Annotated in this window: 5 protein-coding genes; all 5 read left to right on the top strand. The window is 57.5% G+C overall.

All coding sequences use genetic code 11. The annotated features are described in order from the left end of the window. The first annotated feature begins 121 nt into the window (after positions 1-121). The 5 genes from AB1S50_RS06120 to AB1S50_RS06100 all read left to right on the top strand — a co-directional run bounded on the left by AB1S50_RS06120 (position 122) and on the right by AB1S50_RS06100 (position 12,301). Entirely contained in the window at positions 122-5,278 is a 5,157-nt protein-coding gene (locus AB1S50_RS06120; protein WP_367149633.1) for a DUF748 domain-containing protein, read from the top strand. Between the two features lie 183 nt (positions 5,279-5,461). Beyond that, on the top strand, positions 5,462-7,708 hold the full coding sequence (parC, locus tag AB1S50_RS06115; RefSeq protein WP_367149631.1) for a DNA topoisomerase IV subunit A: 2,247 nt from the start codon (positions 5,462-5,464) through the stop codon (positions 7,706-7,708). Between the two features lie 922 nt (positions 7,709-8,630). Further along, on the top strand, positions 8,631-9,956 hold the full coding sequence (locus AB1S50_RS06110; RefSeq protein ID WP_367149630.1) for a S8 family peptidase: 1,326 nt from the start codon (positions 8,631-8,633) through the stop codon (positions 9,954-9,956). Between the two features lie 631 nt (positions 9,957-10,587). Further along, positions 10,588-11,529 carry a DUF5996 family protein gene (locus AB1S50_RS06105; RefSeq protein ID WP_367149629.1) on the top strand — a complete coding sequence of 314 codons (942 nt, stop codon included), beginning with the start codon at positions 10,588-10,590 and terminating at the stop codon, positions 11,527-11,529. Positions 11,530-11,794: 265 nt separating this feature from the next. Further along, a complete protein-coding gene (locus tag AB1S50_RS06100; RefSeq protein WP_367149627.1) occupies positions 11,795-12,301 on the top strand; it encodes a YybH family protein in 507 nt (168 codons plus the stop codon). Positions 12,302-12,569 lie beyond the last annotated feature (268 nt).

The following is a 12,569-nucleotide window of genomic DNA, read 5'->3' as shown; positions in this document are numbered from 1 at the left end:
TATGGCGAAAAGGAAGCGGTGGCCCCAGTGGCGCTGGTCTTTAATTAAGTGGCACAAGTGCAGCCGCGACTTGCGTGAAATTCATTTCTGTAAGCCTTAACTGATAATGCCAACACCCTATATGGCTAATTCGACACACCGTCATGTGCGCCTGTTGTGGTGGCTCCTGGGTCTGTTGCTGGTGGTCGGCATCCTAAACATTATGGCCGGCGCCCTGTTGGTGAACCGTCTGGAAGCCTGGCTGGAACAGCGCGGCCTGACGCTGGAAGTGGGGTCTCAGCAGTTGTTTCTGCCCGAATTGCGTGTGCAGATGCAGGGGGTGTCTGTGCGCGGTGCAAGGGGGAAGCGCTTCACTGCCCGCGAGCTGATGCTCGATTACAGCTGGTGGCAACTGTTGCGCGGGCGCCTGCGCGCACAGCAGGTCTACCTGCGGGGCGTATCCATGGAACTGGAGTCCAGCCCCAGTGAATTTGGACGGGCCTGGGATATCGGTGGCTGGTCGCTGGTGCCGGGCGGCGAGCGGCGCGACCGCAACCTGCGCCTGGAGATCGGGCGGCTGGATATTCGCGACAGCCGTGTTTGCTATCGACACCGACCCCAGTGGTCCACCCCGAGCTGTGTGGGTGTTGGTCAACTCAGCGCCGCAGACTGGGTGCTGGACATGCGCCGCAGCGGCGACCAGCGCTTGCAACTGCAGTTGGGCGCGGATGCAGTGGACCTGCGCGACCTGCTGGCGGAGGAAGCGGGCAGCGGGAGGGCCGACGCCGTGCTGGTGCGGGCGCAGTTGTCGCGAAGTTTTTTTACCCGGCCCGACAACCGGATCTCCGTCGGCCATGCGCGCTTCAGCCGGTTTGGCAGCTGTCCGCCTCAGCGCTGGGCCGATGCACTGCCGGCGCTGGGGCGTTTGATCGGCCACTGCGCCACCGCCCGGCGGTTGCAGCTCAGCGGGGGGGCTGAGTTTGGTTTTGGTCCCGGCGCCGAGGTGCGCTGGCACAGTGCCGAGGGGCGGGACCTGGTGCTGCGCTACCAGAACCGCCGCTGGCAGAACTGGCGCGCCGGCTCGGTGGCGATCGGTGATTTTTCCTATGTGCGCGCGCAAAAAAAACTCGATTGGCAGCTCGGCCTGGCGCGGGAGTTCGACTGGTGTCCAAAACAGTGGCGCAACCACCGGCAGCATTTCTGTGTGCGCGCTGGCAAGCTGCAACTGCCGGCTCCTGTAAGCTTCGACTGGAAGGATTCCCTCCTTGTGGCGGTGGGACCCGGCCGCCTGCGGCGAACGCAGGTACTGGACGTCGCTGGGGACAACAGCGACCCCTTCACCGTCAACGCCGTGCAATTGGAGGGTGTCGGCTACCGCGCCGCCAGCCGTCAACTCTCCCTCTCGGGACTGGACCTGGACAGCGCCGCCGGCTGTCTGCCGGGGCGCCTGTCGCAGGGGGATTTTTACTGTCTGCGGCTGGAGAGTTTGCACGGGACTGAAGGTCTGGATCTGCGTTTTCCCTCCCGGGCCGCAGACAGCTCCTGGGGGCTGTCCGGCGGTCCCTTGCAGCTGGCCGGGTTGTGGTTGCAAAAGGGTGGTGAAACACAGTTGCAGTTGCGTGCGCTGCATTGGCGGCAGATTGATGCCATGCGCGGAGAGGGCCCTCTGTTGTTGCAGGACTTTTCCGCGCAACTGCTGCGGGGATGTGTACCGGCCGGGATCTGGGGGCAGGTCGACGAGCCCCTCTGTGCCGATGTCAGTGCGCTCAGTGGCGATGGGGGCTTTGTCTGGCAGCCGGGAGCCAGGGGTTATTGGGTAATGGGGGAACTGCGCGCCGAAAGAGCGCTGTTTGCCGATAGCTTGCGGGGCCAGGGGGGCCTTTTAGTGGAGAAACTCCACACCGGGGCGGGATTCTATCGTGTGCGGACCGGTGCCAAGGGCCTTTGGCAGCATTCCCCCGGGCTCGCGTCCGGGACAGTTGCGGGTGCGGCCGGGATTCGCTCCAACGCCGGTGTGCCGGGGGCGGAAAAGGGCCTGTTGCCGGAGGAGCTGGAGCGGCGCCGCGCCCGGGGCAGCAAGGCGGCCGGTGGGCCTGGTTCGATTGCGGACCCCAGCGCCGAGCTGCACAGTCTGTCCCTGTCGCGGGTGTCCGGCTGCCTGTCGCGGGGCTGGGCCGAGGCTTTGTACCGGGATTTTACCCATATGCCCACCTGTATGGACCTGATTAATCTGCACCAGCGCCGGCCGTTGCGACTGGCCTGGAACCGCGCGGGGGAGGATACGGCAGCCGGTTTTGCGCTGGAGGGGGCGGAGTTGTCGCTGGATGAGGCTAGGGCGCGCAGCTACGGTGGCGAGCAGCTGCTGGAAGTGCAGGCGTTGCGTATGCCGGCAATGCGCCTGGGTTATGCCCCCGGGGACTTTCGCTTCGAAGCGCCGGACCTGTCCCTGCAGCAGTTGGAAGCCTGTCGACCCGGTGGCATGGCGACGCCGGGCAGTATTCGCTGTGTCGAGGTGCGGCGCGTCCGCTTTGGCAATCCATTTGCGCTTGTGATGAGCCGCCAGCAGGTGGTCGCCAAGGTGACGGAATCCTCTGTGTACCTTATTAGGGCGACAGATATAGATGGCACCGAGCTACTGGGTATGGAGCGGCTGCTGGTGCCGCGCTTGGAGGTGGCCTGGCATCGGCGGAGCGACAGCCCCGCTGAACTGGCGGTGGAAAAACTCTCACTGGAAAAACTGCACGGCTGTCTGCCGCCCGCCGGCGATACGGAAGGGACGCCCTACTGTTTGAGTTTGCGACAGTTAAACAGTACCGGGAACAACGGGTTCGAAATGGCGGACATACAGTTGCGCTCCGCGGTGGATAAGGAGGCCTGGGGTGTCGCCGGTCTCGCGGTGGACGCGCTTACCCTGTCCCCACAGGCGCTCGGGTTTGGCGCAGTACAGCTGACGGACCTGCGGGGATGTGGCGGCGCCGGGTGGCCCTCCACCGAGTCGCCGGAGGCCTGCCTGGAAATGCAGAGTCTGCACCTGCGGGCGGACAGCCGTATAGGCTTGATCGATGGCCTGCCACCGCTGCAGTTGGCGGCCCTGGAATCATCGCCGCTGGTCTACCGTTCAAGCGGCCTCGACGAAACTCAGTTGTCGCTGAAAAGTATTTCCTGGGAACAGATGCAGTGGCTCGGCGGTAGCCGCTACCGCCTGCAGGATTTTGCCCTGCGGGACTTCGACGGTTGTTTGCCGCCCTCCACCAGCGGTGGCCAGCGGCGCTGTGCCGCCTTGAGTGAGTTACGGCTGGCCGGTATCCAGACACTGTCCCTGGAAGCGCCTTTTTCGACCACCGGGGTGATTTCCGTGCGTGAGGCCAGTATCGGCAGTGGTTCGGATGCCTGGCGGATTGAAGAGGCCTACCTGGAGCAGCCGGTGCTGGACCAGAGCGCGGACCGGGTACTGAGCGGCAGCCTGACTCAGTTGCGCGGCTGCGCCACCTTAGTCGGCCCGGCGGGCCGGCGGATGCACCCATGTTACCGGATTGGTCCGGTCCGTTTCGCCGCTGTGGAGCGCGCCGACTCACAACTGGTGGTGCGCGACCTGGCGGTGGATGGAGTTCAAGTAACCCAGGCCGATCCTCCACTCGGCCTGCCCGCCCCGCTGTTGCAATTGGGCGCAGTGGCGCTGACGCGACTGACCATTGGAGATGCGGGGGTGGAAGTGGGCGGCATGCGGGTCGCAAATCTGGAAAGCTGTATACCCAATGGGGTTTTTGCGCGGGTGAACCACTGTGTGTCCGCGGAGCGCCTGGCCGCGAACGGGCGTATGGCGGACGGCGGGAAGTTTTTCCTGCAGGAGTTGCAGCTAGGGGAATTGCAGCTGCAAAACCACACTGGATGGCAGCTGTCGGAATTGCAGTCCGCCAGGTTGCAAGACTTCTCCTGGGATGGCGACAAGCTGACACTGGCCCTGTTGCAGGCGGCAGACTTAAAATTGATCGCCAGGCCAGCGCGCGGAGCTGAGGCTGAGCGGGATCCCTGGGTCATCGAAGTGGGGGGCTTGAGCATGGAACAGCTGCGGTACGGGCGCAGCGGCCGGGCACTGCAGCTGTCCCGTATCGCCCTGGGACAGCCCAAATTGATACTGGAGCGGGACCGGGATGGACATCTGCCGGTGAGAGCCGGCTTTGCGGCGCTGACCGGGGGGGACAGCCGGGCGGACAGGCCCGCGCGGAAGGCGGAGGGGCCGCGGTTCCGCTATCGCCTGGAGGAACTGGCGGTGCAAGAGGGGAATTTTGTCTGGCTGGACCGTTTGGGTGAGTTCGGTGCCCGGGTGCCGGTGGACGGCATAAACCTTTTATTGCGCGGGGCCAGCAATTACCCGCACCACGCGCCCGCGAGACTGTTCGTCAGCGGTCATCCGGGGCAGCAGGGGAAACTGCAGGTGCAGGGGGAAATCGACTATCTGGCAAATAAAAAGTGGGATGCGAGCCTCAGCGGTTATCTGCTCAACGCCAATCTGATTCCCGCCACACCTTATATTGCCAATCTGCTCGGGTTTAAGATTTTGCAGGGGCAGATGGACGCACAGTTCGAAATTGCAATCCGCTCCAACAAGGTGGACGCCAGCGTTGACATCACGCTGCACAAGCCGCGGGTACGGCGGGTGCGCGACAGCGACCAGTTGCAGGTGGAGTCCAGCATGATACCGCTCAACGTGGCCCTGCTGTTGCTGGAGGACGGTCAGCAGAACGTCAAATTTTCCATGCCCGTTAGCGGCGATCTGTACGACCCGAAATTTTCCTTCAGCTTTATTTTCAGCCACCTGCTGCAACAGGCTATCCTCGAGACCCTGTTCAGCTATTTCACACCCCTGGGCTTTTACACCCTGGCGAAACGGGCCTGGGCCAGATTCCAGTGGGTGCGCATAGCGCCGGTGGACTTTGCCCCCGGTAGCGCAGAGCTGGATAACGACGCCAAAGCGCAACTGGCGCGGGCGGTTGAAATTTTGCGCAGGCACCAGGTGGCACGCCCGGGGGTGTGCGGCATCGCCAATGCCCGCGACTGGCAGGCACTCTATCCCGGCCAGGCCGTCAGCCTGCGCGCCGCGCGCAAGGTGCGGGAGCGTTTTTACCGCGCGCCGAGCCCCGACAAGTATCGGGAGTTCGAGTGGCTGGCGGAGCAGAGGAGCCAGGCGGTAAGCCGCTATCTGCTGGATGGCGGTATACTCCCGGACCGGTTTATTCAGTGTGCGCCGGACTATGACGGCGGGGACTTCGGGCGGCCGCGGGTGGAGTTTTCCCGCTGAGAACGTCGCCGGCGGCCCTGGGGGTGGGAAGCCGTGAAAGCCCAGTGCAGACGCCGCTTGGGGGACTATCGGCGCGGGGAATATCTGTATTCCCGCGCGACCCGCCGCCCTGCACTTTGAACCCTCCGTCAATCGCCGCCATAATTCGTCTTTTGGCGAACCCTATATTGAGATCGACGCAGTATGACCGACACTTCCGTCTATGAGGCTTCCGAGCGCCTGTCGCTGAAGGAGTACACCGAGAAGGCGTACCTGGACTACTCCATGTACGTGATTCTGGATCGGGCCCTGCCCAATATCGGCGACGGCCTGAAACCGGTGCAGAGACGAATCGTCTACGCCATGAGCGAACTGGGGCTGAAGAACTCCGCCAAACACAAGAAATCTGCCCGCACCGTCGGCGACGTGATCGGTAAGTACCACCCGCACGGCGACAGCGCCGTCTACGAAGCCATGGTGTTGATGGCGCAGTCCTTCAGCTACCGCTATCCGCTGATCGACGGCCAGGGCAACTGGGGGTCGCCGGACGATCCCAAGTCCTTTGCTGCCATGCGCTACACCGAATCCCGCATGGGCAAGTATTCCGAGGTGCTCCTGTCGGAGCTGGGGCAGGGCACTGTCGACTGGCAGCCGAACTTTGACGGCACTATCGACGAGCCAATGGTACTGCCCGCGCGGGTACCCAATATCCTGCTGAACGGCACCACCGGCATCGCTGTGGGTATGGCCACCGACATTCCGCCGCACAACCTGCGCGAAGTGGTCGACGCTACCGTAGCGCTACTGGAGAACCCCAAAGCCTCGGTGGCGGAACTCTGTGGCTATATCCAGGGCCCGGATATGCCCACCGAAGCGGAAATTGTCACCTCTCGCGAGGATCTGCTGAAGGTCTACCAGCGCGGCCGCGGTTCTATCAGGATGCGCGCGATCTGGAGCAGGGACGAGGGCGACATAGTGATCACCGCGCTGCCTCACCAGGTGAGCGGCGCCAAGGTACTGGAGCAGATTGCCCAGCAGATGCAGGGCAAGAAGCTGCCGATGATTACCGATCTGCGCGATGAGTCGGACCACGAGCACCCCACCCGCCTGGTGATAGTGCCCAAATCCAACCGCGTCGATCTGGAGCAGGTGATGAGTCACCTGTTCGCCACCACCGACCTGGAAAAGAGCTACCGCGTCAACCTGAATATGATTGGCATCGATGGCCGGCCCCAGGTAAAACCGCTGGACAAGATCCTGGGGGAATGGCTCAGTTTCCGCACCGTCACCACCCGTCGCCGGTTGCAGTTTCGCCTCGACAAAGTGGAAAAGCGCCTGCACCTGCTGGCTGGTTTACTGGTTGCCTTCCTCAACATCGATGAGGTGATTGAGATTATCCGCACCAGCGACGAGCCAAAGCGGGAATTGATGGACCGCTTCCAGCTCAGCGAGGCACAGGCGGACTATATCCTCGATACCCGCTTGCGCCAGTTGGCGCGTCTGGAGGAAATGAAGATCCGCAGCGAGCAGGCGGAGCTGGAGAAGGAGCGCGATACGCTTAGCAAAACACTCGGCAGTGCGCGCCGCCTGAAGACCCTGATCAAGCGGGAACTACTGGAGGCCGCCAAAGAGTTCGGCGATCAGCGCCGTTCGCCCATTGTCGCGCGAACTGAGGCCAAAGCCTTCAGCGAGGAGGAGCTGTTGTCCTCCGACCCGATTACGGTGGTGCTGTCGGAGAAGGGCTGGATCCGCGCCGCCAAGGGCCACGAGATAGATCCCTCTGCACTCAATTACAAGGCGGGCGACGGGTTCAAGTTCGCCGCCCGCGGCAAGAGCAACCAGCCGGTGTTATTGCTGGACAGCAGCGGCCGCAGCTATTCCATCGCCTCCCACACGCTGCCCTCGGCGCGCGGTCAGGGGGACCCGCTCAGCGGGCGCATCAATCCGCCTTCCGGTGCCACCTTCGAGGGGTTGTTGATGGGGGCCGAAAATCAGCGTGTGGTGCTGGCCAGTGATGCCGGTTACGGTTTTGTCGCCAGGTTCGCGGACCTGCAATCGCGCAACAAAACCGGCAAGGCGCTGTTGACCCTACCCAAGGGTGCCCGTGTATTGCCTCCCTGCAATGTCGAAGACCCGGCCTCGGCCCTGCTGGCGGCAGTGACCAATGAGGGCCGTATGCTGGTGTTTCCGGTCGCGGAACTGCCGGAACTGGCTAAGGGCAAAGGTAATAAGATTATCAATATTCCGTCTGCGCGGGCTGCCAGCCGTGAGGAAACTGTAGTGGGCATTGCGGTTTTGGAAGGCAGTGCACAATTGGTAATTCACGCTGGCAGACGCCACACCAAAATCAAAATGAGTGAACTGGAGTACTACCAGGGAGAGCGCGGTCGCCGTGGCAACAAACTGCCGCGCGGCTTCCAGAAAGTGGACCGGATAACAGTGATGGAGTGAATAGGCTGCACCAGGCGGCGCTGTGACGATTACAACGGATAACCGGTAGCCTCCGGACTGCCAGGTACAAAGCAGTGTTCCGCTTGGAGTTGTCGCTATGGTTATGTGCCAGTCTTGAAAGATTGTTGCAAAACCTTGCCAGGCTTTCCTCGACCCGGGTTTGCGGAACGTACCCGCAAGCCCTCCACGACAAATCAAACAGTTATATGCCTGGTTTGCGACCCGAGCATCCCTGTTTTTAATAAGCTGCTGTAGGCTCACCGGAAATATGAATCCATGCTGGGGCCGGAGAGCAATTGTCTGCCCGGTGACTGGGTATTGGAAAAGGAATTGTAAACAATATTTCTGCGACAGAATTGAAGTTTGTTGGGCGTTGTTACCTTTTCAGCCTCACGCCAATAACCCTCTGCAATTTGGTAGCTTATGCAGACGCACTTTAAGTTTCGGTGTTTAAGAGTCTCCGTTCCGTGGGCCGGAAACGTCAGTGTTGAAGTAAAATTATACTTGTCAATAATTTCACGAAAATATCAACTCTAGCCGAAAACTTTACGACTGGAACAAATGTGCAAATCAGAGTCTTGCATACTTCACATTAAAAGAATCGTGCGCCGACCTTCTAATTTCTATCCTAAAAATATAAAAAAATAACACTCTATATTGCTTTTAGTGTGAGATGCATTTACTTCCAATATCTGCTCCGGGTTAGATAGCTTGATTGTGTTGGGTGTGCCGCTGTTACATGGAAGAGGGCTGGGCTCTCAGTGCTTGAAATTTTTTTGGTTATTCGGGTTTGTCACTACTCGATCATTGGCGACATCTGATGCAATTCATCCGGCAATCGCTATAGCCGCACAATTGAAAAATCATCTCCCAGTAGTTTGCAATAGGGAAGCCAAAAACAACTACTTTGACCGGAGGTTGTATGTTTAACAGAAGCTGTATTGCTCTATTTTCTTCGCTTGCTCTCTCCTCGGTGATTTCTGTCTCAGCCCAGGCAGATTCCTGGGTGCTGGTATCCCATGGCAATAGTATCCAGGAGGATACGCTCAGCGATATTCAGGCAGCCGGGGGCCAGGTGCAAAGGGCAGTCCCGGAAATTGGTATTTTACTGGTGGAGGCCGATGCGGAATTTGGTGCGCACGCCAATACAATTTCGGGCGTCAAGTATGTGGGGGCCAATTCCACGTTTGACTTTCAGTTGCCCGTGGCTACCGAGGGCCCTGGGTTCGATGATGTGGGCAATCCACCCAACAGCGGTGACGATGATTTCTACTTTGATCTGCAGTGGGGGCATGATGCAGTCAATGCTCCGGAAGCCTGGAACAAAGGTGTAACCGGTAATGGCGTAAGGGTCGCGGTGATTGACGGTGGCTATGATCTCGATCACCCGGATCTGATGCCCAATATCGACTTGGCTGCCAGTATGGACTTTACCGGCGAGGGACTCGAATACGCCCCGGCCGATACCTTTAGCCATGGCACCCATGTGGCGGGCACTGTGGCTGCGGCAGACAATGGCTTTGGCGTTATTGGAGTTGCGCCGGAAGCGACTTTAATTCTGTTAAAGGCACTGGGCGATGCGGGTACCGGATCATTTGGCGATGTGGCTGCGGCTATAGTACACGCCGCCAATATGGGTGCGGACGTGATTAATATGAGCCTGGGAGCTTCATTTCCCACCAGCGTGGAGGGGGCCGCCGCACTCAGAACTTTGATGTCCCGAGCCACCAACTACGCCTATCAGGCCGGTGTGACCATTATCACCTCTGCCGGCAATGACGCCAGGGACGGTGACAAAGATAGAGATACCATTACCCTGCCCGCCGATTCCCCGCATGTCATTTCTATTTCCGCAACCGGACCGAGGGGATGGGCTGCGGGCAACAGCGATTTGAATCAACTGGCCATCTACTCCAACTATGGCCAGTCCCTGATCGATTTTGCCGCACCGGGTGGCGATCCCGAGTACTTTCAGCAAAATAACGATGTGTGCCAAGTGGCAGGCGTCGTACAGTTTTGCGGAGTATTTGACTTTGTTTTCAGTACCGGCAACGGTGGCTGGTACTGGTCAGTGGGCACCAGTATGGCCTCCCCCCACGCCGCAGGAGTGGCAGCGCTTATCATTCAGGAGAATGGTGGCGAAATGCACCCCGCGCAAGTGGAAGCCAGGATGGCCAGATTATCCGCTGACCTGGGCAAGCCCGGCAACGACGATGATTATGGAGCCGGTCTGGTCCAGGCTCCTTAGCAGGCTGTTGAAATTCGAAGAATTTCGACACCTAACTTGCTGCCGGAATATGGATGTTCCGGCAAAATCGGCGACGCACAAACCGTTGATTTTGGGAAAAAAGTGCAAATCATATTTTTCGCTTTTGGTATTTTGAAACAGGCAGGATGCCTTTTTCAGCAGCCTGTTAGGGTAGTGGAGTTTAATCTTCAAGTAGCCGCTATCAATTGACAGAGTAAACGATAACTCCAAATCGTACCCCTTCCACTGCAAAGACAAAGTCCGCCGCTCGCCGTGGACTTTGTCTTGTTTGCTGAAAAACCTCCACCCTGTGATCTGGCGCCGACAACGGATGTCTATCTACTGCACAGGCCCCCTTCTGTTTCCCGTCCGGGGTATCGCGAGACCTGTTGCGCCGGAAAGGTTATGAGCCCTGTGCTGTCCGGATTTTCGGGCTGATAAAGTGAATGAGCGTTGAAGTACTTTATTGTAAGTTTGGAGAGGAGTTAGGGAATTGTCGCTTTTTAGCACACAGTCTGCACTACTCCAAAGCGTATATAGCCCAATAGAGCGCCAGATTGCCACTGTGCCTTGAGCTGCCCGATTTGTACTACACTGGTGTAGCTCAAAATAGCAGGAGGCTGAATTGACTATGAGCTTGCCAAACCGGTCCCATACCGCAGACTGGCCGGATCTCTCCTTAAAAAGTGGATCGGATACGGCAGCAACCCTCCATATGTTGACTCAAATTGTTGGCAAGATCCGACTGGCACAAACACCCTGGACAAACCACTCCTGGCATGTCCCCCTCTATATGACAGCGCGGGGACTCAGCTCGTCCCTGGTTCCCTATGATGGCAAGGCATTTGAAGTCAACTTCAACCTGCTCGACCACCTGCTGGTGATCCAGACAACGGATGGGGGGCAGGAGTCTATAGCCCTGGAGCCCCGGCCTGTTTGCGACTTCTATGGGGATATTGTCGGGGTGCTCGAGAAACTTGGGCTGGATATAAAAATCTTTACCGTACCGAGTGAAGTAAGTGATGGAATTCCATTCGAAAAGGATACCAAGCACTGTCACTATGACCGGGAATTCGCCACCCGCTTTTGGCGCGCATTGGTACAGATTGATCGGGTTTTCAAAGAGTTTCGCGCGCGCTTTATGGGAAAATGCAGTCCTATCCACTTTTTCTGGGGCAGTTTCGACCTGGCAGTAACACGATTTTCCGGTAAAGAGGCGCCGGTTCATCCGGGGCATGTTGCACACTGCCCGGACTGGGTGGCCCAGGAAGCCTATTCCCACGAAGTAAGTAGTGCCGGATTTTGGTTGGGCGGAGGCCCAATCAAGGGGCCATCCTTCTACTCCTATGCCTATCCCACACGGGGGGAATTCCCCAAAGCCAAAGTTGCACCGCCGGAGGCCTACTATTCCAGCGAAGTGGGTGAATTTATTCTTTCCTACGAGGATGTACGAACAGCGGCATCTCCTGACGAAATGCTACTGGAGTTTCTGCAAAGCACCTATGAGGCAGCCGCTGATAGCCTGGGCTGGGATAGATCCAGTCTGGAGTGTAAGCCTGTGCCAAGCCGTTAGCTTAATATTTGCAAAGCGGAATTTCTGTGAAATCTCGCGAGCGAAATTTTAAGTTATTTTCGTTCTGAAATAACTTATAAATAAATTTCTACGCATATCGATCAAGCTTAGAAGAGAAAATATATTCGATGGCGCGATATTATTCTGTGAAAATAGAAGGGTCATTTGATATTTAGAAGTGCAGGCAAATAAGATCTGAGGTGCTATATTATGCACAATCAGAGAGGTTTTCCTGTTTTGGCACTATAGACGGTGGTAATGCTTAATGTTTGTCCGGCAATTATTCCTTTCCCTTTTGGTTGCTTTTGCTGTCAATTTTGTTTCTGCGGAATCCTTTCCTGAGGAGCTGCGCTCTGATGACCCCGATGTCGCCAAAGAGCAAAATGCGATTTATGATCTGATTTTGAAATATCAAACGGCTTTGAATTCAGGAGATACAAAAACAATTCTAACCTTGTTTTCCCCTGAAAGTTATTCCCAATGGAATAATAAGCCGACGGATGATACCACTGAAGAGCGGCGCAAGCGATATAAGCGTCTGTTTGAAGAGGAAAAATTTGAAACGAATTTTCAATTTGACAGTATTGAGGTTCATGGAAATATGGCTTTTGTGCGTACCCACCATGAGCGCGGCGCCACGGTGGTGAATATAAAAACAGGGTATACCTCCATAGATCTAAACCGGGAGTTGTTTGTTTTGCAGAAGATAAATGGGGAGTGGCTTATTCGCGTTTATATGTTTAATACGAATCCCATTCAGGGGGAAGCCTAGCAGGTTGTTGAAAAAGGCATCCTGCCTGTTTGAAAACACGAAAAGCGAAAAATGTGATTTTCACTTTTCTCCCAAAATCAACGACTTAAGAGTCGTCGATTTTGCCGGAACATCCATATTCCGGTACCAGGCGTCGAAATTCTTCGAATTTCAACAGCCTGCTAGAGTTACCGAGCTTTAACGGGGGTAAGCTATAGTGGTATTAAATCCGGTTTCGAAAAATAAATTTTTATGTTTTTAGGTTTTATTTAAAATCTCGACCATTTTT

It is taken from the genome of Microbulbifer discodermiae (assembly GCF_040742695.1).
In the GTDB taxonomy this organism is placed as follows: domain Bacteria; phylum Pseudomonadota; class Gammaproteobacteria; order Pseudomonadales; family Cellvibrionaceae; genus Microbulbifer.
The sequence above is the reverse complement of the archived record's forward strand: the minus strand, read 5'-3'. Positions and strand labels throughout refer to the sequence as shown.

Bases quoted from the DNA above. Each gene is read 5' to 3' on its own strand.
- AB1S50_RS06105 (WP_367149629.1), top strand. From the start codon at position 10,588: ATGAGCTTGCCAAACCGGTCCCATACCGCAGACTGGCCGGATCTCTCC.
- AB1S50_RS06100 (WP_367149627.1), top strand. From the start codon at position 11,795: ATGTTTGTCCGGCAATTATTCCTTTCCCTTTTGGTTGCTTTTGCTGTC.
- AB1S50_RS06110 (WP_367149630.1), top strand. From the start codon at position 8,631: ATGTTTAACAGAAGCTGTATTGCTCTATTTTCTTCGCTTGCTCTCTCC.
- AB1S50_RS06120 (WP_367149633.1), top strand. From the start codon at position 122: ATGGCTAATTCGACACACCGTCATGTGCGCCTGTTGTGGTGGCTCCTG.
- parC (WP_367149631.1), top strand. From the start codon at position 5,462: ATGACCGACACTTCCGTCTATGAGGCTTCCGAGCGCCTGTCGCTGAAG.